The organism is Nocardioides sp. CCNWLW239 (assembly GCF_037137035.1).
GTDB lineage: Bacteria > Actinomycetota > Actinomycetes > Propionibacteriales > Nocardioidaceae > Nocardioides.
The window spans coordinates 1-25,847 of sequence record NZ_JBBBNW010000013.1; the positions used below are offsets into that span (position 1 = coordinate 1).

The 25,847-nt window shown below is 66.0% G+C and carries 27 protein-coding genes and 2 pseudogenes; 9 read left to right on the forward strand and 20 right to left on the reverse strand.

Going from position 1 to position 25,847, the window contains the following annotated elements; genetic code table 11:
* Positions 1–272: 272 nt before the first annotated feature.
* From yjfF to WBG06_RS26280, 4 genes are all read right to left on the reverse strand, one after another.
* Complete coding sequence (yjfF, locus tag WBG06_RS26265; protein ID WP_336740746.1) at positions 273–1,271, reverse strand: galactofuranose ABC transporter, permease protein YjfF; 999 nt, start codon at positions 1,269–1,271, stop codon at positions 273–275.
* Positions 1,268–2,356: an ABC transporter permease gene (locus tag WBG06_RS26270; protein WP_336740748.1), complete on the reverse strand. Its 1,089-nt coding sequence runs from the start codon at positions 2,354–2,356 to the stop codon at positions 1,268–1,270. The genes yjfF and WBG06_RS26270 overlap by 4 nt, the downstream gene beginning before the upstream one ends.
* Positions 2,349–3,932: a sugar ABC transporter ATP-binding protein gene (locus tag WBG06_RS26275; RefSeq protein WP_336740750.1), complete on the reverse strand. Its 1,584-nt coding sequence runs from the start codon at positions 3,930–3,932 to the stop codon at positions 2,349–2,351. Before WBG06_RS26275 ends, WBG06_RS26270 begins: the two co-directional genes overlap by 8 nt.
* A gap of 134 nt (positions 3,933–4,066) precedes the next feature.
* A complete protein-coding gene (locus WBG06_RS26280; RefSeq protein WP_336740752.1) occupies positions 4,067–5,044 on the reverse strand; it encodes an ABC transporter substrate-binding protein in 978 nt (325 codons plus the stop codon).
* A 151-nt stretch (positions 5,045–5,195) separates the two neighbouring features.
* Here WBG06_RS26280 and WBG06_RS26285 point away from each other — a divergent pair, with 151 nt between their 5' ends.
* The 3 genes from WBG06_RS26285 (at position 5,196) to WBG06_RS26295 (ending at position 7,627) form a co-directional block, all read left to right on the forward strand.
* Complete coding sequence (locus WBG06_RS26285; RefSeq protein WP_336740754.1) at positions 5,196–6,287, forward strand: DNA glycosylase AlkZ-like family protein; 1,092 nt, start codon at positions 5,196–5,198, stop codon at positions 6,285–6,287.
* 125 nt (positions 6,288–6,412) lie between these two features.
* Positions 6,413–6,856 (forward strand): VOC family protein, encoded by a 444-nt coding sequence (locus WBG06_RS26290; protein WP_336740755.1) that lies wholly within the window; start codon positions 6,413–6,415, stop codon positions 6,854–6,856.
* 105 nt (positions 6,857–6,961) lie between these two features.
* Positions 6,962–7,627, forward strand: a complete 666-nt coding sequence (locus WBG06_RS26295) for a GOLPH3/VPS74 family protein (RefSeq protein WP_336740756.1) — start codon at positions 6,962–6,964, stop codon at positions 7,625–7,627.
* Between the two features lie 58 nt (positions 7,628–7,685).
* Here the strand turns inward: WBG06_RS26295 and WBG06_RS26300 are convergent, their stop codons facing one another.
* Entirely contained in the window at positions 7,686–8,807 is a 1,122-nt protein-coding gene (locus WBG06_RS26300; RefSeq protein WP_336740757.1) for an epoxide hydrolase family protein, read from the reverse strand.
* A 113-nt stretch (positions 8,808–8,920) separates the two neighbouring features.
* Here WBG06_RS26300 and WBG06_RS26305 point away from each other — a divergent pair, with 113 nt between their 5' ends.
* Positions 8,921–9,889, forward strand: coding sequence for a helix-turn-helix transcriptional regulator (locus tag WBG06_RS26305; RefSeq protein ID WP_336740759.1), 969 nt, complete (start codon positions 8,921–8,923; stop codon positions 9,887–9,889).
* Positions 9,890–9,918: 29 nt separating this feature from the next.
* Positions 9,919–10,626: a GOLPH3/VPS74 family protein gene (locus tag WBG06_RS26310; protein ID WP_336740761.1), complete on the forward strand. Its 708-nt coding sequence runs from the start codon at positions 9,919–9,921 to the stop codon at positions 10,624–10,626.
* A 36-nt stretch (positions 10,627–10,662) separates the two neighbouring features.
* Here WBG06_RS26310 and WBG06_RS26315 read toward each other — a convergent pair whose 3' ends face one another.
* The 8 genes from WBG06_RS26315 to WBG06_RS26350 form a co-directional block, all read right to left on the reverse strand.
* On the reverse strand, positions 10,663–11,415 hold the full coding sequence (locus WBG06_RS26315; protein ID WP_336740763.1) for a DUF3626 domain-containing protein: 753 nt from the start codon (positions 11,413–11,415) through the stop codon (positions 10,663–10,665).
* A complete protein-coding gene (locus WBG06_RS26320) occupies positions 11,412–12,074 on the reverse strand; it encodes a glutamine amidotransferase-related protein (RefSeq protein WP_336740765.1) in 663 nt (220 codons plus the stop codon). Before WBG06_RS26320 ends, WBG06_RS26315 begins: the two co-directional genes overlap by 4 nt.
* A 119-nt stretch (positions 12,075–12,193) precedes the next feature.
* Entirely contained in the window at positions 12,194–13,999 is a 1,806-nt protein-coding gene (gene metG / locus WBG06_RS26325) for a methionine--tRNA ligase (RefSeq protein WP_336740767.1), read from the reverse strand.
* 65 nt (positions 14,000–14,064) lie between these two features.
* Complete coding sequence (locus WBG06_RS26330; protein ID WP_336740769.1) at positions 14,065–15,288, reverse strand: peptidoglycan recognition protein family protein; 1,224 nt, start codon at positions 15,286–15,288, stop codon at positions 14,065–14,067.
* A 77-nt stretch (positions 15,289–15,365) separates the two neighbouring features.
* Complete coding sequence (locus tag WBG06_RS26335; protein WP_336740770.1) at positions 15,366–15,923, reverse strand: TIGR03086 family metal-binding protein; 558 nt, start codon at positions 15,921–15,923, stop codon at positions 15,366–15,368.
* A 12-nt stretch (positions 15,924–15,935) separates the two neighbouring features.
* Complete coding sequence (locus WBG06_RS26340) at positions 15,936–16,478, reverse strand: TIGR03086 family metal-binding protein (RefSeq protein ID WP_336740772.1); 543 nt, start codon at positions 16,476–16,478, stop codon at positions 15,936–15,938.
* A 46-nt stretch (positions 16,479–16,524) separates the two neighbouring features.
* Positions 16,525–17,259 (reverse strand): hypothetical protein, encoded by a 735-nt coding sequence (locus tag WBG06_RS26345; protein WP_336740774.1) that lies wholly within the window; start codon positions 17,257–17,259, stop codon positions 16,525–16,527.
* Positions 17,260–17,312: 53 nt separating this feature from the next.
* A complete protein-coding gene (locus WBG06_RS26350) occupies positions 17,313–17,936 on the reverse strand; it encodes a mycothiol-dependent nitroreductase Rv2466c family protein (protein ID WP_336740776.1) in 624 nt (207 codons plus the stop codon).
* A gap of 113 nt (positions 17,937–18,049) precedes the next feature.
* Between WBG06_RS26350 and WBG06_RS26355 the strand changes: the two genes are divergently transcribed.
* Both WBG06_RS26355 and WBG06_RS26360 read left to right on the forward strand, forming a co-directional pair.
* A complete protein-coding gene (locus WBG06_RS26355) occupies positions 18,050–18,319 on the forward strand; it encodes a type II toxin-antitoxin system Phd/YefM family antitoxin (protein WP_336740778.1) in 270 nt (89 codons plus the stop codon).
* On the forward strand, positions 18,310–18,783 hold the full coding sequence (locus WBG06_RS26360; RefSeq protein ID WP_336740780.1) for a type II toxin-antitoxin system VapC family toxin: 474 nt from the start codon (positions 18,310–18,312) through the stop codon (positions 18,781–18,783). Before WBG06_RS26355 ends, WBG06_RS26360 begins: the two co-directional genes overlap by 10 nt.
* Before the next feature lie 267 nt (positions 18,784–19,050).
* Here WBG06_RS26360 and WBG06_RS26365 read toward each other — a convergent pair whose 3' ends face one another.
* On the reverse strand, positions 19,051–19,503 hold the full coding sequence (locus WBG06_RS26365) for a hypothetical protein (RefSeq protein WP_336740782.1): 453 nt from the start codon (positions 19,501–19,503) through the stop codon (positions 19,051–19,053).
* 611 nt (positions 19,504–20,114) lie between these two features.
* Between WBG06_RS26365 and WBG06_RS26370 the strand changes: the two genes are divergently transcribed.
* The gene (locus WBG06_RS26370; protein ID WP_336740784.1) at positions 20,115–20,738 is read left to right on the forward strand and encodes a hypothetical protein; all 624 of its coding nucleotides are present in this window, start codon (positions 20,115–20,117) and stop codon (positions 20,736–20,738) included.
* A gap of 160 nt (positions 20,739–20,898) precedes the next feature.
* On the opposite strand, the gene WBG06_RS26375 is transcribed toward WBG06_RS26370, so the two are convergent.
* The 3 genes and pseudogenes from WBG06_RS26375 to WBG06_RS26385 all read right to left on the reverse strand — a co-directional run bounded on the left by WBG06_RS26375 (position 20,899) and on the right by WBG06_RS26385 (position 22,824).
* Positions 20,899–21,777, reverse strand: coding sequence for a hypothetical protein (locus WBG06_RS26375; RefSeq protein ID WP_336740786.1), 879 nt, complete (start codon positions 21,775–21,777; stop codon positions 20,899–20,901).
* A 99-nt stretch (positions 21,778–21,876) separates the two neighbouring features.
* Positions 21,877–22,225: pseudogene (locus tag WBG06_RS26380) on the reverse strand (hypothetical protein); the annotation flags it as partial.
* Positions 22,226–22,563: 338 nt separating this feature from the next.
* Positions 22,564–22,824 (reverse strand): hypothetical protein, encoded by a 261-nt coding sequence (locus tag WBG06_RS26385; RefSeq protein WP_336740787.1) that lies wholly within the window; start codon positions 22,822–22,824, stop codon positions 22,564–22,566.
* 226 nt (positions 22,825–23,050) lie between these two features.
* Between WBG06_RS26385 and WBG06_RS26390 the strand changes: the two are divergent.
* Positions 23,051–23,248: pseudogene (locus tag WBG06_RS26390) on the forward strand (transposase); the annotation flags it as partial.
* A 175-nt stretch (positions 23,249–23,423) separates the two neighbouring features.
* Here WBG06_RS26390 and WBG06_RS26395 read toward each other — a convergent pair.
* The 3 genes from WBG06_RS26395 to WBG06_RS26400 all read right to left on the reverse strand — a co-directional run.
* Positions 23,424–23,933 carry a DUF1877 family protein gene (locus WBG06_RS26395; protein ID WP_336740791.1) on the reverse strand — a complete coding sequence of 170 codons (510 nt, stop codon included), beginning with the start codon at positions 23,931–23,933 and terminating at the stop codon, positions 23,424–23,426.
* Positions 23,934–24,827: 894 nt separating this feature from the next.
* Positions 24,828–25,187: a barstar family protein gene (locus WBG06_RS26545; RefSeq protein ID WP_442945514.1), complete on the reverse strand. Its 360-nt coding sequence runs from the start codon at positions 25,185–25,187 to the stop codon at positions 24,828–24,830.
* Positions 25,123–25,847: ribonuclease domain-containing protein (locus WBG06_RS26400; protein WP_336740789.1), on the reverse strand; the 725-nt coding region annotated here is incomplete at its 5' end. The genes WBG06_RS26400 and WBG06_RS26545, both read right to left, overlap by 65 nt.

Consider the following 25,847-nt stretch of genomic DNA (forward strand, 5'->3'; position numbering starts at 1 on the left):
TTCAGCCCCAGACCCCAGCCCGCACCCAACCCAGACCTCCGCACCACACCCCTGCCGCCGACCCGATAGCCAGCCATGTTTTTCTCGACGGGCCCCGGAGTCAAGGATCGCCGCAGGCGACCGGCGTCAGCCGGCGGCCGCAGGCCGTCCTTGACGCCGGGGCACGTCGAGAAGACCCTCGAAGAAGGGTCGGCGGCAGAGGCCCCCCAAAAAGCACGGCGCCCCAAAACGCGTCAGAAACAGCGATACCAAGACCACAAAGGCAAACCACCCTAACCCCGCCGAGTAAAAACCCTCTGCGCCACCACAAAGACCAGCACCAACACCCCGATACTGATCCGCGTCCACCACGACGACAACGTCCCGTCAAAGGAGATGAACGTCTGGATCGTGCCGAGCACGAGCACCCCGAGCAGTGAACCGACCACGAAGCCCCGACCGCCGGTGAGCAGCGTGCCGCCGATGACCACGGCAGCGATCGCGTCGAGCTCCATCCCGACCGCGTGCAGCGAGTAGCCGGAGAGCGTGTAGAGCGCGAACAGGAGACCGCCGAGGGCCGCGCAGAGGCCACTGATCGCGTACACGCCGACCTTGGTCGCCGCCACGGGCAGGCCCATCAGCAGCGCTGACGGCTCGCTGCCGCCGAGCGCGTAGACGGTGCGGCCGAAGCGTGTCGAGGCGAGGACGTACGCAGCGACGGCGACGATCACCAGCGCGAAGACCGCGGTCCACCCCAGGTAGTAGCCACCGGGCAGCGTGATCGAGCCGAACGCGATCGACGAGAAGGTCTCGTCCTTGATCGGGATAGAGTCGACGCTGATCAGGTAGCACAGTCCGCGGGCCAGGAACATGCCCGCCAGGGTCGCGATGAACGGCTGGATGTCGAAGTAGTGGATCAACAGGCCCATCGCGGTGCCGAGCACCGTGCCGGACAGGAGCACGATCCCGATCACCGCGACCACCGGCCAGCCGAGCTCGAGGGTCCGGGCGGCGATCAGCGTGGAGAGCGCCACGTTCGAGCCGACCGAGAGGTCGATGCCGCCGGTGAGGATCACGAACGTCATCCCCACGGCGAGCACGATCAGGAAGGCGTTGTCGAGGAGCAGCGTCAGGAAGACCTGCGGGTCGGCGAACCCCTCGTAACGGATCCCGCCGACCCCGAACATGCCGATGAACAGGGCGAACGTGCCGAGGACCGGCAGGTAGCGCCGCGGCGGGCTGAACCGCGCCACGCCGGCCAGGACCCCTGACGCTGGTGCGATGGTGCTCATGCGACCGCCTCCTCGCGGCTCGGGCCGGGGGTCGGCGGCGTACGGTCACCGCACCGCTGCAGCACCGCCCGCGCCTTCGGCGACTGCAGCAGGCACACGATCACCACCACGAGCGCCTTGAACAGATAGTTGGCCTCGGCGGGGATGCCGATGTTGGGGATGGTCCGGGTGATGGTGGCGATCAGCATCGCCCCGACCAGCGTGCCGGCCAGGGAGAACCGGCCGCCGGCCAGCGACGTACCTCCGATGACGACGGCCAGGATCGCGTCCAGCTCGATCCACAGCCCGAGGCTGTTGGCGTTCACGGAGTGGGTGTTGGCGGCGATGATCAGGCCGGCCGTCCCGGCGCACAGCGACGCGAAGACGTAGACGGTCCAGATGATCGTGCGGGAACGTACGCCGGCGAGCCGGCTCGCCTCCGGGTTGATCCCGACCGACTCGATGAGCAGGCCGAGCGCGGTGCGACGTACCACGACCTGGGTGGCCGCGAAGACACCCAGCGCGATCAGCGCGGCGACCGGCAGGGCGAGCAGGTGACCGGAGGCCAGCGCCGCGAAGGTGTCGTTGTTGACGGTGGTGATCTGGCCGCCGGTCACCAGCATCGCGATCCCACGGCCGGCGACCATCAGGACCAGCGTCGCGATGATCGGCTGGATGCCGACCACCGCGACCAGGAAGCCGTTCCACAGCCCCAGCGCGACGCAGACCGCGAGCGCCATCGTGATCGCCACGATCGCCGTGCCGGCTGCGCCGTCGGCCGGGCTCTTGACGATGTAGACGCAGGCGACCGCGCCCGCGATCGCGGCCACCGCACCCACCGAGAGGTCGATCCCGCGGGTCGCGATGACCAGCGTCATCCCGATCGCGACCAGCAGGACCGGCGCACCGTTGCGGACGATGTCGACGAGACTGCCGAAGAGGTGGCCGTCCTGGATGCGTACGTTGAAGAACGTCGGCGTCGCGATCACGTTGACCACCAGCAGAGCGGCGAGCGCTGCCAGCGGCCAGAAGAGCCGATGGCCGACCACACGGGCGCCGATCGACCTCGCCGTCGGAACGGTCTCGGGTGGGACGTTCTCAGGCATCAGCCCGCTCCTTCTCGGCCAGGCCTCCGGGCTCGCCGGTGATGATCTCGAGTACGTCGTTGACGTCGATGCCCTGGTTGGGCCGCTCGGCGATCTTGCGACGGTCCTTGAGGACCACCAGCCGGTGGCTCAGCCGCAGCACCTCCTCGAGCTCGGCGGAGATGAACACGACGCTCATCCCCTTGTCGGCGAGGTCGGCGACGAGCTGCTGGATCTGGGTCTTGGCACCGATGTCGATGCCGCGGGTGGGCTCGTCGAGGAGGAGTACCTCAGGCTCCGTGATCAGCCACCGCGCCAGCAGGACCTTCTGCTGGTTGCCTCCGGACAGGCTCCGCATCGGCAGGCTGGGATCGGCAGGGCGCACATCGAGGGCGGTCATGAACTCCGTGACCAGCGTCGAACGGGTGGCCGCCGGGATCGGCCGGAGCCAGCCGCGGCTGGCTTGCAGGCCGAGCAGCATGTTGTCGGCCACGGAGAGCTCCTCGAAGACGCCCTCGGCCTTGCGGTCCTCGCTGCAGAACGCGAGCTTGCGGTCGATCGCGTGCCGCGGGCTCCGGAGCCTCCGTCGGCTCGAGCCCTTCACCGTCAGATCACCGGTGTCGGGGGTGTCGGCTCCGAAGAGCAGCCGTGCCAGCTCGGTGCGTCCCGAGCCGAGCAGGCCGGCGATGCCGACGACCTCACCGGCGTAGAGGGTCAGGTCGGTGGCCTCCAAGCTCCCCTTCCGGCCCAGACCGACGGCACTCAGCACCGGCAGACGCTGCTCGGCGGACGTCTCCTCCGCCGCCTCGTGCACAGCATGGTCGAGCCGCTCGAGCACCTGGAGATCTCGGCCGATCATCAGCTGCACCAGCTCGAGCTGGGTCGTCTCCTCGACCAGCCGCTCGCCCACCACCCGGCCGTTGCGCAGGATCGTCATCCGGTCGGAGATCTCGAAGACCTGGTCGAGGAAGTGGGAGACGAAGACGATCGCGGTGCCCTGCTCGCGCAGCCTGCGCATGACTGCGAAGAGCCTGGCCACCTCGTCGGCGTCGAGGCTGGAGGTCGGCTCGTCGAGGATCAGCACCCGAGCGTCGGTGTCGACGGCACGCGCGATCGCGACGAGCTGCTGGACCGCGATCGGATGACTGCCGAGCTCGGAGGAAGGGTCGACGTCGATGCCGAGGCCCTGCAGGGACGCCGCCGCGCGGCGGTTCATCTCCCGGCGGTCGATCGGGCCGAACCGGCCCCACCGGTGCGGCTCACGCCCGAGCAGCATGTTCTCGGCCACGGTGAGGTTGGGCACCAGGTTGACCTCTTGGTAGACCGTGCTGATCCCGGCGTGCTGAGCCGCCGCCGGGGTGGCGAACTGCGTCTCGACGCCGTCGATCTCCACCCGCCCGGAGTCGATCGTGTAGACCCCGGTCAGCGCCTTGATCAGCGTCGACTTCCCGGCCCCGTTCTCCCCCATGAGGGCGTGCACCTCCCCGGGTAGGAGACGCAACGAGACGTCGTCGAGCGCTCGGACCGCCCCGAACGTGATGGAGACGTCGAGCATCTCCACCACCGGTCGGACCGGCTTCACTTCTGCCTGGCTCATGTCGTGCTGGCTCCTGGCGGGTCGGGGGCGGCGGCGGGCGGGATGCTCACCGAGGTAACTCGGCGGACGCGCGCCCTCCTCGTGGAGCTCCACGAAGTAGGTGACGCCTCGCCGAGTTACCTCGGTGAACGGCGTCAGTACTTCCGGTCGGGCAGCACCTCGGCCGCCTGCTCCGGTGTGAAGGTGGTCTCCTCGGTGACGATGCGCTCGGGGACCTCCTCGCCGGCGACGACCTTCTCGGCGACGTCCATCAGCTGCGGCCCGAGCAGCGGGCTGCACTCGACGATGAAGTTGATCTCGCCGGCCGCCAGGGCGGTCATGCCGTCCTTGACCGCGTCGACGGTGATGATCTTGATGTCGGTGCCGGGCTTCTTGCCGGCCGCCTTGATCGCCTCGATCGCGCCCAAGCCCATGTCGTCGTTGTGGGCGTAGACGACGTCGATCTTCGGGTTGGACTGCAAGAAGGCCTCCATGACCTGCTTGCCGCCGTCACGGGTGAAGTCGCCGGTCTGCGACTCGGTGATCTTGATCGTGGGATCCGAGGCGATGACGTCCTCGAATCCCTTCTTGCGGTCGATCGCCGGGGCGGATCCGGTGGTGCCCTGCAGCTCGACGACGTTGATCGCGCCGTCCTTGTCGACGTCGGAGGCGTCGGCGTTGTCGACCAGCCACTGCCCTGCCTTCTCCCCCTCCTCGACGAAGTCGGAACCGATGAAGGTCACGTAGAGCGAGGTGTCCTCGGTGTCCACGGCCCGGTCGGTCAGCACGACCGGGATCTTGGCGCGCTTGGCCTCCTGGAGCACCGCGTCCCAGCCGGTCTCGACGACCGGGCTGAACGCGATCACGTCCACCTTCTGCTGGATGTAGGACCGGATCGACTTGATCTGATTCTCCTGCTTCTGCTGCGCGTCGGAGAACTTCAGGTCGATCCCGGCCTCCTTCGCCGACTCCTGGATCGAGGTGGTGTTGGCGGTGCGCCAGCCGCTCTCGGCCCCGACCTGGGCGAAGCCCATGGTGATCGAGCCGTCGTCGGCGCCTTCGCTGCTGCCGCACGCGCTGAGCGACATCCCGCCCAGAGCGAGCACACACAGGCCGATGAGGGTCTTCTTCACTGTCGTCCTCCAGTGTTCCACTGCGGCGGCCAGTGTGACCGTCGTCACGATGCGACCAGTGTGAGCGCTAACATCGAGGCGGTCAAGCGGAATCGAAAGATAGGTACGAATCGGCAGCAGGTCGTCCGGAAGTCCCCCTACTGTGGCCATCATGACGCTCACCCTGACCCCGGAACAGGCGCGCCGGGTCGCGGTCCGCGCCCAGCTCCTCGACGCCCGCCGGCCGGTATCCCTGGTGGAGACCGTCGACCAGCTGACGCTCCTGCAGATCGACCCGACCAAGGCGATCGCGCCGAGCGCGGATCTCGTGGCCTGGTCGCGGCTGGGCGATGCGTATGACCATTCGGACCTCACCTTCGCGCTCGAGCAGGAGCGCTCGCTGGTCGAGTTCTCCAGCTTCGTCTTCCCCATGGACGAGATCGAGACAGTCCTGGCTCTGTCCCCCGGCCGGATCCACCCCACCGCGATCGAGTGGGTGGAGGCCAACCAGAGATTCCGTACGCAGATCCTGGCCCGGCTACGAGCCGACGGCCCGCTCGTAGCCGGCGAGATCGAGGACACCGCCGAGGTGCCCTGGGCATCGTCCGGCTGGACCAACGACAAGTCGGTCCTGCGGATGATCGAGCTGCTCAACCGGATGGGCGAGGTCGCGGTCGCCGGCCGACGCGGCAAGCTGCGCACCTGGGACCTGGCCGACCGTGTCTACCCCGCCGACCTGCAGCTGCCCTCGCCCGAGGAAGCACTGACGGTGGAGACGGTGCGCCGGCTGGCCTCGCTCGGGATCGCCCGCCCAGGAGGGAAGGAGTCGTCCGGCGGCGAGATGCTCGGAGCCGGAGCCGCCGGCGTCCCGTGCACCGTGGCCGGTGTCGACGGCGAGTGGCGGGTCGATCCCGAGGCGCTGGCCGCGCTCGAGGACGAGTTCGCCCCGCGCACCGCCTTGCTCTCCCCCTTCGACCGCCTTGTCTACAACCGCGAGCGGGCGCTGGACCTGTTCGGGTTCGAATACGTCCTGGAGATGTACAAGCCGGCCGCCAAGCGGCGCTGGGGCTACTTCGCCCTCCCGATCCTGCACGGTGAGCGGCTGGTCGGGAAGCTCGACGCGAAGGTCGATCACAAGGCGGGGCTGCTGAACGTCTTCGCCGTCCACGAGGACTTCGGCTGGACGGCCGAGATCGGGGACGCGGTGCAGGCCGAGATCGAGGCGCTCGCCCGCTGGCTCGGGGTCGAGGTCACCCACCCCTGACGGACGCCGACGAGCTGGATACGGAAAGTAGGGCAAACAGACGTGAATTGCTCTACTGCGGTCGCTCCAACGCGCCTACTGTGTGAGCCAACGGGGTCGAAAATCGATCAAAGGAGACGATCCGGATGGCAACGCTCAACCCCTACATCAGCTTCAAGTCCGAGGCCGCTGAGGCTCTCGAGTTCTACCGGTCGGTGCTGGGTGGCACCGTCGAGACGATGACCCTCGAGTCGATGGGTGACGTGATGGGTCCGGTGCCTCCGGAGGCGAAGGACCTGATCATGCACGGTTCGCTCACCCTCGACGACGGTCTCGTCCTGATGGCCTCCGACACGCCGCCGGGGATGGACCACATCGCCCCGACCGCCGGTGTCACCGTGGCGATGACCAGCGCGGACCCTGCGGACCAGCCGCGCTTCGCGGAATACTTCGCCAAGCTGTCCGAGGGCGGCACGCCCGGGATGCCGTTCGAGCAGGCGCCGTGGGGTGACTACTTCGGCCAGTTCGACGACAAGTTCGGGGTGAGCTGGATGTTCGATGTCGCCAGCGAGCAGTCCGCCTCGTCCTGACCAAAGACCTGACGAAAGACCTGACGAAGGACCCGACCAAGGACCGAGGCAGGTTCCGCCTTTCGTAGGAGGCGCAGGAGGACGCTCCGCCGTAGCGTCTGAGGCATGCTCATTGCCGAAGATCTGCTGCTGCTCGTGCTCGACGACGAGAAGGGCACGCTCGCCTCGTCCTGGGTCCAGCAGTCGCTGGGCGGTGCGATCCTGACCGAGCTCGTGATGCTGGGCTCGGTCCAGGTCGTCCCCAAGTCCGGGCTCACCCCGGCCAAGGCCATGGCCGTGCCGGGGAAGCGACCGGAGGATCCGATCCTGGCTGCTGCGTACGACTCGCTGACCGCCAAGCCGCTCGCGGCCAAGAACGCCGTGACCAACCTCGGCAAGGGCCTGCACGAGGCCCTGGCCGCGCGGCTGTGCGACCGCAACATCCTCAAGCGCCGTGACGAGAAGATCCTCGGCCTCTTCCCGCGCACCACCTGGCCGGCCGCGGACTCGACCCACGAGAACGCCGTACGCGGCCAGCTGGTCGCCGTCCTCGTCCAGGGCGCCGCCCCGGACGCACGGACCGGGCCGCTCATCGCGCTCCTCTCCTCCATCGACTTCGCCCACAAGGTGGTCGACACCAGGCCGGTCGGCGCCAGTGCGGTCAAGAAGCGGGCCAAGGAGATCGCCCGAGGCGACTGGGCCGCCAAGGGCGTCAAGGATGCGATGGACGAGGTCGTCGCGGTCATGACCGCGGTGATGGTCTCCACCACGGTCGCCACGACGACCACCTGAACGAGCTCGAGGATCGCAGCCGCGGAGGGGCTGCGATCCTCGAGCGCTGACCGGACCGTCAGGCGAAGAACACCTTGAGGTCGGCGGCGATGTCGGCGGGCCGCTCCAGAGCGGCGTAGTGGCCACCCTCGGGGAACTCCGACCAGTGCTGGATGTTGGCGTTGTCGCGCTCGGCCAGCGACCTGATCGTCTGGAAGTCATCCTTGAAGACGGCGACGCCGACCCGGCCCTGGGAGACCTCGGGCTCGCGCTCGGCGCGGCCCTCCTCGTAGTGGTAGCGCGCCACCGAGGCGTAGGTGTTGGTGAGCCAGTAGTAGGTCGCCTGCTCGATGACCTGCTCCGGGGTGACCAGCGAGGTGCCGTTGCCGAAGGACTCGAAGAGCTCGCTGTAGGCCAGCGTCCCCACCGGTGAGTCCGCCAGTGCCGCGCCGATGGTCTGCGGACGGGAGCCGTTCATCGTGTTGTAGCCGCCGACCGACTGGAACCACTGCATGTGCTCGAGCGCGGCGTACTCCTTCGGCCCGAAGCCCTCGAACTCGCTCGGGTCGCCGGACGGGAACGAGAAGAGCTGCAGGACGTGCGCACCGAGGAAGCCCTCCGGGTTCAGGATCGCCAGCTCGCGACCGACCATCGCGCCGCCGTCGCTGCCGTGCACCCCGTAGGAGTCGTAGCCGAGCCTGCGCATGAGCACGTCGTACGCCTCGGCCGCTCGCTTCATCGTCCAGCCGGTGTCGACCACCGGCGTGGAGAGACCGAAGCCGGGCAGCTCCGGGATCACCAAGTGGAACTCCTCGGTCAGCAGGTCGATCATCGGGAGGAACTCGAGGAACGAGCCCGGGTAGGTGTGGGCGAGCAGGAGCGCCTTGGCGTCCGGGTTCGAGGACGGTACGTGGACGAAGTGGATGGTCTGGCCGTCGATCTCGGTCAGGTGGTTCGGGACCGCGTTGATGCGCGCCTCGACGGCGCGCCAGTCGAAGCCCTTCCAGCGGTCGACCATGTCGGCGAGGTAGGCCGTCGGGGTGCCGTAGTCCCAGGAGTCACCGGGCACCGTCGGGGCGAACCGGGTGTTGTCCAGGCGGGCGCGGAGGTCGTCGAGACCGGCCTGCGGGAACTCGACGGTGACGGTGCTGATCTGGCCGTTGGACTTGGTGCTGATTCCGGTGCTGACCTGCTTGTTCATGACTTCTCCTTGGTGGTTTCCGACCTTGTGAGAACCACGTTATGAAGGGTTCCGGCAAGCCTGGTTCCGCAATTTCGCTGGCTCCCGAATCTTTTTTGAAGCACGCTGACCAGGTGCTGGAAACCTCTGCGCGCCTGCTCGCGCTCCTGGGTCTGCTGCAGTCCTCGACCGGCTGGACCGGTGCCGACCTGGCCACCCGCCTCGACGTCTCCGAGCGCACCGTGCGCAACGACATGACCAAGCTTCGCGAGCTCGGTTACCCGGTCGAGTCGGTACGCGGACCCGGAGGCCGCTACCGGCTGGGCACCGGCGGCAACCTCCCGCCGCTGCTGCTCGACGACGAGGAGGCGGTCGCGGTCGCGGTGGGTCTCCGGGCCGCGACCGGCATCGCCGGCGTCGCCGAGACCAGCGCCCGGGCGCTCGCCAAGCTCGACCAGGTCCTGCCCGACCACCTGCGCCGCAAGCTCGCCGCCGTGGTCGACGCGATGGAGGCGGGCCCGGTCAACACCGACAGCAACGTCCCCGACCCGGACGTCGACGCCGGCACCCTGCAGGCCCTCGCCACCGCGATCCGTGACGGTCAGGGCGTACGCGCCGACTACCGCGACGAGCCGATCGAGGTCGAGCCCTACCGGCTGATCTCCTGGCAGCGCCGCTGGTACCTCGTCGCCCGCGACCCCCGCGCCGACGCCTGGCTGCCGCTGCGCGTCGACTGGCTGCGGCTCAAGGTCCCGGGCGGGCGACCTTTCCGTCCGAGCGACCCAGGCTTCGACCTCACCGAGTTCGTCGTCCGCGAGGTCGCCCGCACCGGCTGGGCCGTCCACGCCCGCCTGGTCATCGCCGCGCCTGCCGACGAGGTCATCGCCCGCATCAACCCCGCCGTCGGCACCGTCGAGCCGATCGCCCCCGACCGCAGCGTCCTGGTCACCGGTGGCGACAGCCTCGAGGTCGTGGCCGTCTGGATCGGCATGCTCGGCCTCGACTTCACCGTCGAGTCCCCACCAGAGCTGGTCGACCACCTCCGCGTGCTCGCGGAGCGCTACGCCGCCGCCTCGGCGAGCGCGCCGAATCCGGTGCCGTGAACGCCGTCCGGCCACTACCGTCTCGGGCCATGCTGATCGCCGACGAGCTCATCCTGCTCACTCTCGAGGACGTCACCGGGCAGCCCGTCAAGGGCCTCCGCAACCTGGCGACGCGAGACGTGCTGGTCGGCGGTGCGCTGCTCGCCGAGCTCGCGCTCGCGGGTGCCGTCGAGGTGCACCAGCAGTCCGTCTGGCGCTCGCCCAAGGTTCGCCCCGTGCAGGCCCAGGTCGCTGACGACGCCGGCCTCCAGCACGCGTATGGCATCGTCTGCGAGCGCCCCAGAACGCCGCCCAAGGTGGTCAAGCGCATCGGCACCGGAATGACTGCCTATCTGATCGGCCAGCTCGTCGACCAGGGTCTGCTGCGGGCCGAGGTCCGGAAGGGCCTCTTCTTCAGTACCACCTTCTACCCGGTCCTCGACCCGCGGTCGAAGCAGCCCGTGCGCGACCAGATCGCCGGCGTCCTGCTCCGCGGCCATACGCCCGACGAGCGCACCGGCACCCTGATCGCACTGCTCTCCGCCGTCGACCAGGCCCACCGCCTGTTCGTCTCTCCCACCGTTTCGCCCCGCGTGGTCAAGAAGCGCGCCAAGGAGATCGCCCGGGCCGACTGGGCCGCCGGTGCCGTTCGCGAAGCTGTCATCGCCGCCCGCCAGGGCGTCGAGTCCGGCTTCAGCGACAGTGGCGGTGACGGCGGTGGCGACGGTGGTGGCGACGGTGGTGGTGGCGGCGATTGAGGCTCGCCGACCGCTCTAGGAGAACCGCGCGCGGCCTCACGAACCGGATTCGGCCCGCCCGAACCTCGCCAGACAGTGCCAGACCCGCTTGACGGACTGTGGGTCGTGGTCGCCCGACCTCGCTGCGTCGCCGACGAGGTCAGGCGTGAGTACGTCGCCCAGTGACCGTGCCAGGTCGACGTACTCCTGCCCGCGGTAGCCGGGATCGAGGCCGTCTGTGGCGACACGGAAGCCCGGATGCCACTCCACCGCAGAGCCGAGCTCGCGAGCTGCGGCCTCGACCTTCGTGTCCCGGAAACACGGATCGAGCACGACCGCCTCGACGTCCCGCTCGATCACGACGCCACCGTGCACGTGCGCCTCGACGCACTCGTCGAGATCGTCGAACCCGGAAGCATCGGCCATGGCCGACAGGTGCGGCAGCATCTCCGGGCCGCCGAAGTCGGTCGGCTCGAGAACCGAGTCGGGAAAGCAGAAGGTGCACCGCTCGAGCACCTCGTCCCGTAGCCGCAGGTGCGCCGAGCCGAACCGGATCGCGCCCCCGTAGGGATCACTGCGCCGGTTCCACGCGCCGTAGACCGGCCGCTCGGAAGCCGGAGCAGCGTCGTAGCGACCGCCGAACAGCCGGCTCTCCCAGCGCCACCGGTCCCCGCCCGGATGTGCGGTCAGCCCGCCGTTGGACGTGCCGGTCTCGAACTGCGACCGGTACGTCCCGTCGCGTGCCAGCGACTCGATCACCAGCCCACCCGCGTAGGGCCAGTCGGGATGGAACTGGAGCGTGACGCTCATCGTCGCTCGGCGACCGCGTTCGCGAAGGCGCGGACGAGGGGGTGGACCGGGGCGCCGGCGAGGGCGCCGATGTGGGGCTGGAACAGGCTGGTGACGTAGAACGGGTGGTCCGGGAACTCCAAGACCTCCGCACCGGCGTCGTCCGCCGTGGCGCCGACGACGACGCCGATCTTCTCCAGCGCGGCGACGGCTTCGGCGGTCGGGGCGTAGTTGCAGAAGTGCATCCCGACGAACGGCTCGGGCTGCCAGCCTTCGAAGCGGGTGCCGGGGACCGGTGTCACCAGCCGCTCTACGCCATCGAGCGAGCACGCCAGCGCGGCCACGGCGTTGTCGCTGCCCACGCCGTCGATCTCGGCGTGAGTCGCTGCCGAACCGAGCACGCTGCGGGTCCACTCCAGCACTGCGTACTGCATCCCCGCGCACACCCCGAGGAACGGGATCCCCCGCTCCCGCACGACCGCCAGCGCCGTGAACACGGCGGCGGCGTCGGCGTACGGCAAGCCGGGAACCAGCCAGACCCCGTCGTAGTCCGAGATCTCGAACCCGGAGTCGGTCGGCACCCACTCCGTCTCGGCCCCGAGCTCGGCCAGCTGCGGCCGAAGCGCGTTGAGCTCCTGATGGCTACGGTGTCCCCGGTCGTCGCCGAGCAGTGCGATCATGCACTGAATCCTCACAGGCACCCACGGTCTGATCCAACGAATTCCACCGGGTACCGATCGTGGACGCACGGAGGTCGAAGTTCGCAGTCACCGGGTGACTGCGAACTTCGACCTGGTCGTTACTCCGGCTTGATGCCCAGCCGGTCGAGCTCCTCGTCGATGATCGCGGGGTCGAGCTTCGTGAAGACCGGGGTGGGCTTGGCGACCGGAGTGCCGACGACGATCGGGTGACGCTCCCAGGTGGGCGCGCCGGAGTAGTCACCGGTGATGATCGGGTAGGGCTTGCCGGTGTCGAGGTCCTCGGCCTCCTCGATGCGCGGCATCGGGGCGACCTCACCCTTGCCGCCGAGCGCCTTGTCGATCTCGTTGGCGGAGAACGGCAGGAAGGGCGAGAGGATCAGGTTGAGGTCGGCGACGCACTGCGCCATCACGTGCAGCACGGTGCTGAGCCGCTCACGGTCCTCCGGCAGCTTCGCCAGCTTCCACGGCTCGAGGTCGGTGACGTACTTGTTGACCTCGCCGACCGCGCGCATCGCCTCGCCGATCGCCTGCTTCTGCCGGTGGCGCCCGATGAGGTCACCGACGGTGCCGAAGGCGGCCTCGACGGTGGCCAGGATCGTCCGGTCGGCCTCGGTCAGCTCGCCGGCGGGCGGCAGCTCGCCGAAGTTCTTCGCGATCAGGGTGGCGGTGCGGTTGACCAGGTTGCCCCAGCCGGCGACGAGCTCGTCGTTCGTACGCCGCACGAACTCCGCCCAGGTGAAGTCGGAGTCGTTCGACTCGGGGCCGGCGGCGGCCACGAAGTAGCGGAACGCGTCGGGCTGGTAGCGCGAGAGGAGGTCGCGTACGTAGATCACGATCTTCTTCGAGGAGGAGAACTTCTTGCCCTCCATCGTCAGGTATTCGCTGGAGACGACCTCGGTCGGCAGGTTGAGCACACCGTAGGAGCCGGGCTCGCCACCCTTCGACCCCTGCCCGTTGTAGGCGAGCAGCTCGGCCGGCCAGATCTGGGCGTGGAAGACGATGTTGTCTTTGCCCATGAAGTAGTACGACAGCGCCTCGGGGTCGCTCCACCACCGCCGCCACGCTTCCGGGTCACCGGAGCGGCGGGCCCACTCGATCGAGGCGGACAGGTAGCCGATGACGGCGTCGAACCAGACGTACATCCGCTTGGTCGGGTTCTCGCGCCAGCCGTCGAGCGGCACCTTGATGCCCCAGTCGATGTCGCGCGTCATCGCGCGCGGTCGGATCTCCTTGAGGATGTTCTGGCTGAACCGGATGACGTTGGGACGCCACAGGCCGGTCTGCTCACGGTCGTCGAGGAACGCGTGCAGCGCCTCGGCCAGCGCCGGCAGGTCGAGGAAGAAGTGCTGGGTCTCGACGAACTCCGGGGTCTCGCCGTTGATCTTGGAGACCGGGTTGATCAGCTGGTCCGGGTCGAGCTGGTTGCCGCAGTTGTCGCACTGGTCGCCGCGGGCCCCGTCGGCCCCGCAGATCGGGCAGGTGCCCTCGATGTAACGGTCCGGCAGGGTCCGGCCGGTCGACGGCGAGATCGCACCCTTGGAGGTCTGCTCGACGAAGTAGCCGTTGTTGTAGACCCCGAGGAACAGCTCCTGCACCACCGAGTGGTGGTTGGCCGACGTGGTGCGGGTGTAGAGGTCATAGGTCAGGCCGAGCGAGGTCAGGTCCTCGACGATGATCCGGTGGTTCTGGTCGACGAGCTCCTGCGGGGTCACGCCGGCCTCGTCGGCGGCGATCAGGATCGGGGTGCCGTGCTCGTCGGAGCCGGAGACCATGAGCACGTCGTGGCCCGCCATCCGCATGTACCGACTGAAGACGTCGGAGGGCACGCCGAAACCGGCGACATGGCCGATGTGGCGCGGGCCGTTTGCGTACGGCCAGGCGACTGCGGACAGAACGTTGCTCATGGGCAGCATCCTAGTGAGCAGACGCCAGAGGTTTTATTCCGCGGCGCGCGACGCGGAGCGTCGCATCAAGGATTGAACATCTGGTCGCGCTTGTAGGCGTACTTCCGGATCCACGGTAGCCACTTGGCGAGCTGGGCGCCCGGGCACGAGGTCTCGTTGGTGTGGAAATGGCCGTCGATGACCCAGACCCGCACCCGGCGCCCCGCCGGGAACCGGTCGCTGCCCTTCGAGACCGTCACCAGCGTGCCGCGCTCGTCGCGGCCGGCCATGTCGAGCTTCCAGGCCGCCATCCGCTCGGTCTTGATGAGGGCGTCGTCGGAGGGACGTACGTTCTCGAAGTTGCCGATCAGGGCGATGCCCATCGACTGGTGGTTGAAGCCGCGCGTGTGGGCGCCCTTGACGAGCCGGTCGATGCCGCCGGAGCGGCCCTCCCAGGCGCGGCCGTACTTATCGATGAGGAAGTTGTAGGCGATGTCGAACCAGCCCAGCGACCTGGTGTGGTAGCTGTAGATGCCGCGGATGATCCCCGGCACGTCGCCCTTGGAGTAGTTGTTCGAGGTGGCGGTGTGGTGGATGTGGACCTGCTTGAGCGTGGTGTTGTACTCCGGGCGACCGTTGCGCCAGGAGTTGTTCGCGCCCCACTGCCCGCGGGTGAAGATCACCGGCTTCGGCGCCCACCGCGGCTTCGACCGCGCGACCCGGCCGTTGGCGCTCCCGTCGGCACTCCCGTAGCCCAGATCGTCGGCCTCCTTCTTCGGAGCCTTGACGTCCTCCTGCGGCCCGGTGTTGATCAGGGTCAGCTTCAGGTCTTTGGGCTGCGCACCCTCGACCCGCACCTGTACGCCGCTGGCTCGCCCGGTCCACACCGGCTGGGTGCCCCGCCGGTCGACCTTGCCGCGGGCAGCGACAGCGCCCTCTTCACCGTCGGGCAGGTCCTCCTGCAGCGGCAGCAGCTGCCACTCGCGCCAGGTGTCGGACTTGCTCACCCGCACCTCGACCTGCGGCGTCTGTGCGCCGGTCCACGACACCCCGACCATGGAGAACGTCGTCGTCCGCAGTTTCTCGGTCGCGGCGGCACCGGCCGACCGCTCGGTCAGCCGCGGCGGCAGCTTCACATCACGCGTCGCGATGCCGTCCTCGAGGCGCGGCAGCTTGATCAGCTGGCCCTCCTCGGCGGATGCCGGATCGATCCCGGGGACGAACCCGGTGCCGACGGCAGGCACGAGCATCGACGCGCCGATGACGACTGCGGTCAGGGTCACTGTGATGACGCGGGGGAAGCGGGCCATACCCTTGATTTTGGAGAACCAAGGGCCCGACATGCCGCAAACGCATGTGTTCGGTGTGTCGCTTGAGGCCTCTGTGACTAGCGAGGCGAGACTGGCGAGAACGGCACCGGCCGTCCGGCGTACGCCGCCAGGTGCTCGTACGCACCCGATCCCTCCGGCGCCGCGAGCGCGTCGGCGAAGGCCCGCCCCTTGCGCTCCGGCCCGAGGATGCGGTCCATCGCGACGACGGCTCGTTGGGCGACCGCCTCGTCGAGACCGTCGGTCGTCCGTCCGAGAGCGACCGCCAGGTCCCAGGTGTGGACCGCGATCTCGGCCGACTGCCAGTCGGGGTCGACCATCACCATGTCGTCGGCGCCGACCTCGCGCCACAGGTTGATCAGCGCGTTGCCCCGGGTGCGCAGCTCCTCGCCCAGGTTGACCGCATAGTCCTCACGGCCGTTCCACCCCGGCGGCGAGCCCTGGAGCATCGTCACGAAGACCCGCGGCTGGGCGATCGTGTGGTTGGCCAGCTTCCGCAGGTCCCACTCGGGGCACGGCGTCGGCCGGGTCAGGTCGTCCGCCGTGACGGTGTCGAGAAGCTCTGCTGCCTGCGTCAGTGCGCGCTGCAGCGCGAACACGCCCATCTGGTCAACCACATGACCATGGTCTCAGGCCGGCTCACGTCCCGCGAAAGCAGCCAGCCGCTCGTAGGCCCCCGCGCCTTCCGGCGCCTCCACCTCGGCATCGAACGCACCGCTACGCATCTCCGGCTTCAGGCTCGCCTTCATGAAGGCGAGCCCGGCCTCGGCGACCTCCGGGTCGAGCTCGGAGGTCGGGACGTCGAGCGCCCGGGCGAGATCCCAGGAGTGGGTGGCGTACTCCGCGACGAGCAGGCCGACCGGCACTGCCGCGCCGCCTTCCCCGCTGGACGCCTGCCCCCACGCGTGCAGCACATCGTCGGCACCGACCCGGAACGCTGGTCCCCAGCTCTCGTTGACGTGCGGCGCCGGCGCACCCCAGTCGGGCTCGCCGCCTCGAAGCATGGTGACGAAGTTGGCCCCGTCCGCGATCACGTGATCAGCCAGTGCGCCGACGTCCCACTGCTCGCACGGCGTCGGCCGCGAGACGGTCTCGGCGTGCACCCGGTCGAGCAGGTCACCGGTCTGGTCCAGCGCCCTGGAGAGAATTCCTGTCTCGTCAGAGGTAGTCATCCTCACAACGTACGTCCGGGGGACGGTTACGTCACCGGCAAATCGGTCAGCCCATGTTCTCGAAGTCGATCTGCTGGCGAGGCTTCGGCGCGACGATCTCCGTGGGCTCGTCGAACTCGCTGAAGGTCACGTCAGCCGCGTCCTTGCCGGTGTTGGACACCTTGGCGACGTAGTGAGGCTCCTCGACCTGGACGTAGATCGTGCCCTCCTCGCTGCTGCGGTCCTCGAGCTTGATCACGGGCTTCCCGTCGACCTGATCCTTGGACTTCTTGATCGTCAGACCCTCGATGGTGCTGGGGACCAGCAGCTCGAGGAACTCGTCGGACAGCTCGTCCCAGTCGCACAGCTCGGTGAGGTCGCCCAGGTCGTCCCCACCCGCGACCCACTTGTTCCCCACCATCGCCAGGACCGCGTCGGCGTCGGCACCGGCGTTGGCCTTCCAGAACGCCCGGTCGGCCTTGAACCACCCCTTGCCGTCGACGACGAGCAGCGTCATCTCGCCGTCGGGGGTGCCGATCGTGCCGGTGCAGTCGCCCGACGTCGTCACGGTCATGTCGATCTTCATCTCAGCGCCGTCATCGAGGCCGGTCCCGGTGAGGTGGACGGACTCCAACGAGCTCATCGACGCCTTCGCATCGGCCAGGATCTTCTTAGGGGACTCGTCAGCGTACGACGTGTCCTTGCCCGAGGATGCAGTGCCGCCGCAGGCGGCCGTGCCGGCCAGCAGAGCGGCCAGCGAGAGGGTCAGCGCCAGCGGTCGGCGCCTTGCTGTCGAAGTCATACGCGATGGTCCCACCGCCCCGACCCGCTGGCGACCTCAAATCCGCCGGGCGCTCAGCTGAAGTCGAGCTCGTGCACCCGGGCCCGCTTGAGCTCGTAGACGTAGGGGTAGGCGGTGATCAGCTGGAACCCGTCCCAGAGCTTGCCGGCCTCTTCACCCTTGGGCGCCTTGGAGATGACCGGGCCGAAGAAGGCCGAGCCGTTCATCGCGATCGTCGGGGTGCCGACGTCGTTGCCGACCTGGTCCATCCCCTCGTGGTGGGACTTCGCGATCGCCTCGTCGAAGGACTCGTCGTCCATCGCATCGGCAAGCTCGACGGGCAGCCCGACCGAGGCCAGCGCCTCCTCGATCAGCGCCCGGTCGAAGTCCCGCCCCTCGAGGTGACGGCGGGTGCCGAGCGCGGTGTAGATCTCGGCCAGCTTCTCCTGCCCGTACTCGTTCTGCACCGCCATGCACACCCGCACCGGCCCCCACGCGGTGGAGAGGAAGTCGCGATACTCCTGCGGGATGTCCTTGTCCTGGTTGAGGTAGGCCAGGCTCATGATGTGCCACGTCACCTCGACGTCGCGCACCTTCTCGACCTCGAGGATCCAGCGCGAGGTGATCCAGGCGAACGGACAGGCGGGGTCGAACCAGAAGTCGGCGGAGGTCTTCTCAGCGGGTGTGGTCTGCGTCATATCAGCGCAACCACTCACGCGAAGATTCTGTTCCCAGAGCACACTGTCTGAAGTCTCCCGCAAACCCGACAACGCCGTAGCACATACCATCAACAATGTGCGACAATTGGTGCATGGCCACCCGGGAGTACGGCGTACGCGACCTGCGGAACAACACCGCAGCGGTCCTCGCTGCGGTCGAGCACGGCGATCAGGTCTTCTTGACCAATCGCGGACGCAGGGTCGCCGAACTGCGACCGATCACCCACGAAGGCAGCATCGACCGGCTCCTCGACCTCGCAGACGAGATCTCCCCCGGCGACACCGGCGCATTCGATGATCTGCAGCAGAGCAAGCTCGACGACATCGAAGCCCAAGCGCGGGGCGTCGACTCGTGGCGCTGATTCTCGACACCTCCGCCCTGATCGGCTGGGTCGAGCTCAAGGACGCTGCGATCATCGAGGCCCTACGCGAACATTCCGGCGACGCGACCCCGCGAGTCCATGCCGTGACGATCGGAGAGCTCGAACGCGGAGTCGCCCACGCGTCCGACGAGGTCACCCGCACCCGAAGACGGGCCACGCTCCGGTTCGCCCGCGAACAACTCGCCCCGCTTCCCCTCGACAGCGCCGGCGATCAACCAGAAGCCTTCGGCCAGATCGCCGCGGCAGTGAGCCGCAAGATCTCCCACAACGACACCTGGATCACCGCCAGCGCCGTCACCGAGGAGCGCACCTTGCTGACCCAGGATGCCGACCTCGCCACGAAGACACGTGCCGCCGCGCAGACCGAAGGCCCGCTCCGCACCTGGCTGGAGAACAACCGCTACACCCTCGACGTCGTCCTGATCCCACGATCCACCAGTTGACAAGCTCGCCGACCGAGCCGCAGGCAAGCTCCGGGTACAGCTTCACGACGGTGCCGTTCCCAAGGTTCGCGAGTAACAATGGCGGGGGCGGCCACGACCTCGGCGGGGACGACAACAGTATCGAAAGCGCCGACCTTCCCCGCTTATACGCTCAACCGCCGACGGTTTACCTCATCGACCATCGCATGCACGGTCGCATCGTCCATCACAAACGGCCCAGCGCAACTTGAGGCCGCCTGACTCGTGCCACCTGAGCCGAGCCAGGACCTACGAGCGGTCGCGCTTGTGAACCTTATACGCCACAGGGATCTCCCAGCCAAGGCGGCTCGCGATCCGATCACCGGCATAGTTCGGAATCGAGTCCTGGATCAGGCCAGCGACGAAGTCGGTGAACGACAATTCGTACGCAGACCACTCATCGAACCCACGGTCATACACGAAGACGGGCAGCGCAGCATCGGATAGATCGAAACAATAACGGTTTGAATCGGTCGACACGGCCCAGCACAATAGCCGCGGTGTCAGGGCTGCTATCCGATCGACCCTGGGAGTGGCAGGGTCATCCCAATCATGTTGAGCGTCCTGGGTCTCGATCGCCATGGCGAAGACGTCCATGCCGGCCAGAGTTCCGGGATCGACGCCACTCCCGGCGTCAAGGTCAGCTGTCGGTGCCATCACATCCAGATACTCTCCGAGTAGTCCAGGACCGATGTCTCTCATGAACTGGACATAGTCTTCAGGAGGATCCGCCCTCCACCCCTGTGCGATGGCAGGCCAGTCAAAGGTTCTGTTTCGAGCCTTCTCAACTCGGATTAGGTGCGTGAGGTCCACCTATATCTCCCGTCCAGATCAGTCCAACCGCAGTTACCGAAGTGGCACAGGCTGTCCATTCTCGGTATGGATGCCCAGATTGATCCCGTCGAGCTCATTGTGCACGATCTCATTTTCGAACATCGTCGCCCTTGCCCCGTCCTCCCCTATTGATCAGGCCGAGAGCTTGAACGCGTACGGTACAACGCGATCACCGAAGTATTGAGGGGTGACCCTTGTAGAAGACGTAGTTTCCACTCTTCACCTCGGATTGGACTGCCCGCTCAAAGACCGGCATCCCCCGTCCTGCGACCCACGGGAACTGTAGAAGTTCGCCGCCCGTGAGCACGTCGCAAGATTGGCCTTGTCGTCTCCGGCCCCGCCCAGTGAACTGGCGATCAGGTGACAAGAGTTGATCAGGATCATCAACGGTGGCCGGGTCCAGGTACGTCACCACATGTGCCATCAGATGTCGCGCCCCGCCCCCACAGCACTACCGTCCGCCGTTAGCCATGAGGAAAATGAGCCTCGATGAGGGACACCGCAAGCCAATGGCCGTTGACACGGGCCACATGCAGGGCGGACCCCACGGAGGGCGATGTCGAGGCGAGCGGATCAGCCCCTCGCGCAAGAAGGTACGCCGTGACGTCGACGTGCAACGGCTCACCCGTCTGGGCATGACCATCGATTTCGACATCAATCGCGTGCTGAAGGAGCGTCAGTCCACCATCGACCTCCTCCCCATCGACGCCTCCGTCGAGCAGTTCTCGCAAGGCGAGCAGATCCTGGTTCTCGACGGCAAGATGAGCCGGGGTCATTTCATCTCGCCAAGTATCCGAGAAAGCCCGCAGACGCGCCCAAGGAAGGCGCACAACGCCGCCCTGGTGTGCCTGATGCGCCGCCGCATCGACGTACTCCACTCCATGCTCGAACATGGCACCCTCTACGAGGTTCGATCAACACCCGCTGCGGCTTCACGAAGACCAAAGGGACACCCGGTGACAATCCGAGCTGCCCGCCAGGCGAGGGCGACGATCCCGCCCTCGCCTGGCCGGACGCGCGATGGCGCGACGAGCGGTCAAGGAAGGCCCTGCGCGCTCGCCAGTCCGCACACCGACAGCCCACCAGATCTATCTCATTCATAATGAGCAACATTACGCCGAATAGTCAGAATACGCACGCTTCACTACCGGATCGCCCGACTCAACAGCCAGGGAGAAAAGCCGACCAAGCGCCTCAAGGTGCCTAACGATTTCTTGTTTCAGCCGCGCCAGATGTGGATAGTCGCCGGCCTCATATGCAGCGCTACCTAATTCCCCATTCCGAAAGTAGGATTCCTACACTTCGACTCATCGTCACATCCGTCGAGACCGACAGCAACGCAGGAACAAAAGCAGAACGCGAAGAAGGCAACGCGTCCCCTATTTCCTCAGTCGACCATAATGCCTCCTGGCCACCTTCGCCGCCAGCCATCAATCCGTTCCTTAGGATATCGATCAGCACATCAGTTTGACCGTTACCCAAAAGGCCACCGATTAGATCGGTTAGTGGCGTATTCGTCCAAGTCTCATTCAACAGCTTTCGATAGAGGGGAAGAAGACTCAATAGCCGATCCGTGTATTCGGAAGCCCACACCTGCCGCCCTTTGGATATCGCAACAAGGGCAGCCACCGACACCCCCGGCGACTCGTCCCAGATATACGGGAGAGCAGCCGATCCTCCCGCGGCAGAATCGACCGAACTCAACGCGAAGATGAGATCTGACCGAGCTTCGGCATCCAACTCGGAACCCAGCCGCCTCCTGAATTCACTGACTGAAACCTCGCGAGGCCCAAGGCTTGAGAGGACATGAACCGACTCACGCCTAACGTTAGCTTCTGGAGAATCCAACATCTCATAGACAGCCGGCAAGCACTCAGCCAGTACACCACGGACAGATTCGCGCAATCCCGCAGGGCCCTCAACCCCTGGATCAACCATAAGCCCAACGAGGGCAAGCAAGTCCGCAACAGCCGCCGCATGATGATCCGACACCAGTTCGACAATCGTCGGAGCCAATGCCAAGCTTTGGTCGGTCAGACAGAATTGCGATAGAACGACTGCCTTAAGCTGCACCACGCCTTCCCTGGAAACCTCCAGTTCCCCGGATCCAATTTGAGCGAATGCGCTATCCAGTTCATTCACAACCTGCCCCTTCCGAGGCCGAAGACGACTAGTAACGGATACTCCAACCTATACCCGCATCGGCAGCGAACCCGAGCTACACCGACATCTGTGAAGAGCCTGTTTCGAGCGGCCATCGACCATGTCCAGCAGCCGTGTGGGCTCGGTGCCGTCGCGGACCGGGGTGACGTCGATGGTCACGGTCACGTTCTTGTCCCCGCGGCGGGGTGTGGCCGCCCGGCTGGTGTCTTGGCGCCACATGCCGACATTCGCGGCACTGGTAGCGGCGCGCCCGGACCAGGAGCGTGGGGGGCGGGCGCCACCCGAACGGCTCGTGCGCCAGCCGACGGATCACGCTGTCTCGCGCGATGCCTTCGGCCCCGCACCGGCGGCACCACCGGTCCGCACCGTCGGCCGGTTCGACGGCCTGGCACAGCAACAGCGCCCGGTCCCGGTCGAGTCGCTGGCCGAATCAATGGCTGTGTGAGAACTTCCATCTTCGGAAGACCTCGGCGCCTACAGGCGGACCGACGCGCTGACCAGGGAGCCGGAACCTACACCGTCAACTGTGAAGAGCCGTTCAACCTCGCCCGCGCCGCCGACCACCTCGCCTCCAACCGCCACGCGAAAGCCCGCTGGGCAACCCTGCGCACCCAACTGTTCAACATCCCCGCCAGCGACGGCGCGACCCGAGGACATCGAAGTGGAAAGGCCGGACAGACCGGCGACACCACCACGCCCCCACGTGGCCGGATGGTCACCAGCACCTTCGAATTCACGATCCGATACTCGGTGGTGGATCAGGGTTCAGAAACTTCCGCCACGCGCCGCTAGGATCGCCGCCCACCGGCGCTGTATGGCGTCCGTATCGGCGATTGGATGCATCTCGCTATCGAAGTACTCCAGCACATCTCGGGCGTCAACGAAGGAGACCATCGCTTCATTCTGGAGCGCCGCCAAAACCTCAAAGGGCGTCACGCGTCCCTGCTTCCGACTCCTAATGAACTCGACGAGGTCTATGAATGGCGCTCCGCTATCGACCAACTCGCGAAGGCTGCTGCTGCTCATGTCCTTCATCACAATCACCCGGCCGCAAGAAACTCAGAGTGACATTAGTATAGTGGCCCTTTTCGGTCTATTCGGAACTCTGTGTAACCGGCTCGACGTGATGCCACGGATCTGGTCCGTGGTGGAAGGAACATCACGTCATGAACGACATGGACGAGCACGGGCCGCGTGAGCGGACGGGCGGGCCAGCTGGGCGGTCGGGGTGCCGCCTGTCGCGGGCCAGGACATGGCCACGTTGGCGGAGCAGCTGGTGGCGTCTGCGGCTGAGCGTGGGATCGAGCTGACCGGTGAGGGTGGCTTGTTGACCGTGTTGACCAAGCAGGTGTTGCAGTCGGCGTTACAGGCCGAGCTGGATCACCACCTCGGCTACGGCAAGCACGAGATCACCGGCCGCGGGAGCGGGAACTCGCGCAAGGGGACGAGTGCAAGTCAGGCCCGTGGCATCCCCAACCCGACCACTACCGACTACGCATGCTCCTCATCGGCGGCGGGCTCAGCCACCCCGACTGAACTGAGAAGAGCGGCCAAAGAAGGCGGTACGCGCTCGCCAGTCAGCACGCCGGCAGACGCCAGATCTATCTCATTCGCGATGAGCCAGATTACGCCGAATAGTGAGCATACACGCGTTTCGCTACCAAGTCGCCTGACTCAACGGCCAGAAAGAAAAGCCGACGAAGTGCCTCAAGATGCCCGACGATTTCTTGTTTCAGCCACTCAGGATGCGGATAGCCACCAGCCGCAACGTCGCGTCGACTGTCCTGGTCCACAAGCTCCTCAAAATCCAGCCCATCGAGAAACCTGCGCGCTTCACTCACCTCTTGTTTGGTTAACAACAGGATTGCATCTCTTGGCGTCTCAAACGTAGCCACCATCGCTCCAGATATCGCGATCAGAGATGCTGGCCCAGTCACGGGAAATTGATCACCACTCGCGACAGCAGAGTTTACGAGGCGCCACCCTTGGTCAAGATTGACGGCAACTCCGTCGCGGGACTCCCGTCGAAAGACTTTTTTGGACGAAAGACTTTTGAATGCCTGCTCAAGGACGGCGGCGACGCCCTCCACGTCTTCGCTCGAGAACCTACGTAATTTGACAACAAGGTCGCCCAAGTGAAACACCCTCCTCAGGTTTCCCGCACCGCCACTAAACCCAGGGCTATGAGCTTTCACTTACGAGGTGGCCCTCCCTCTGGGCGTGATGATGACTTCGCAATTTCCCAGGCAAGAATGCCATTCTATTTCTATGACGCGCTCAAACCACTGATATCACCAGTAGATCAGGGCTCAGACTTTGACGTCGCCCTGCCCGACTACCACACCTCAACTGTGAAACCCAGAAATCCTTATCGCGCCTGCCGCCACTCTGAAATCGGTCTAAGAATAGGCCCTTCAACCGACTTCGCACCACTGGCGTAGATCAACCATCGGAGCTCTTCACACGGGAATACGGGCTCCCCGGAAGAATCAACCCACACAATCACTGATTCACTGGAAACCTGAGTCACATCCCACCATGCCCAACCTCTCAGATCAGGATCAAAGCAGAAAAGCCAGTCTTGCAGATTCCACGGCTGTTCGTCTCGATCTGCGATGTACCGCTGGCGGCCTAACGCCGCCGCGTCATCGTACCCGATCACATCCGGTCCACGAGTCGCTTCTGCAAACCAACTGGGTACGATTTCCTCCGGAAGTGAGCCGGAACCAGATTCAATCTCATCGGCCGCTTGGATCGCCGCAGACAAAACAGCGCGCACCCTGACAACATAGTCGGTTGCCGACAGGTTGGAGGCGACCGCAAACGTAGCCAGCATCGGGGGGCCTTCGAGAACCCGCTGCGGGGAAGAACCTACTCTCTCCAGCTCTCCGGAGAACCTACCGAAGGTCACCGAACTACCCGACCAGAACCAGGCACGATTGCTTCCATGAGGTCGTCGAACATGCTTGACGGATAGTCGAACCCCCGTCGACCTCCACGTCGACGCTCGGCATTTGTGAACAGACCCATTACTCGAAACGTACAGTGAATCGATGACCTGCTGGTCGCGCAAGATCCATCTCTTCCACCTCAAGTAGGAGGGACCTTATTCGGCCATAGGCTTCGTCCCCGATTGCAAGTCGACTTTGCTCAGAGTGACGCCACACCAGATCGACGGGGCGCTCGACGTCGGTCGTTAGTCGATCCCACAGCGCTGACATATTTCGACCATAGTACGGCCCGAAATCTAGCGCCTCAGCCAGGACACGATGCAGTTTGTCTAAATCGACAATCTGATCACCTTCAATCACAACTTCCATCTCACTACTTCCAATTTGGCAACTGATAGAAGGACGCATAGTGGTCGTTCGTGACGTACGCAAGCCCATCGTTGGAGTATACAAGGCGGGTTCCAGGCTGCTTTGAGCGCTTCATCGTGTTTGTCAGACCAATGTCGGCCTCATACCATGTTCTTCCATCGACATCCGGTAGCAGGCCGTCCCTATTACGGAATACGTCACCGCCGATCTGGGCGCCAGGAACAGAATTTCCGAGAGCCTTTCCCTCTTCCCAACCCGCCGCCCGAGCTTGGTCTTTGGTCACGTAGTTCGCAGGAAGTCCTCCAGTTTCTTGCAGACTCTGGATTAGCGGGTTTGCCTTCTCCGCAGCGGCCAGGTCGCCTGCAAGACGTGATCCGTTTGCCACATTTGCGGCGTTGGCAATGTTGTCACCCTGGTTCCGCAGTTTGAAGACGTCACCGAACGGGAGAAAACCTGCTGCGGCGGCTGCCATCTGCCAGGAGAGAAGTCCGTCCTCTTGGTAGGTTTGCTGTGCGTCGTAGGTGTCGCAGCCGAAGCCGAGTAGCGGGATCCAACTGCAGCCCGCGAGCGCAATTTCTTTGGCGATCTCGGCGTCGGCGGCGTCGTTGGCTTCGTCCTCGGCGGCCATCCTGTCTTCGGCCGCGTCTTGGTTGGGTCTGTCGGAATCTTTGTGTAACTGGCTCGGCGTGATGCCACGGATCTGGTCCGTGGCGGAAGGAGCATCACGTC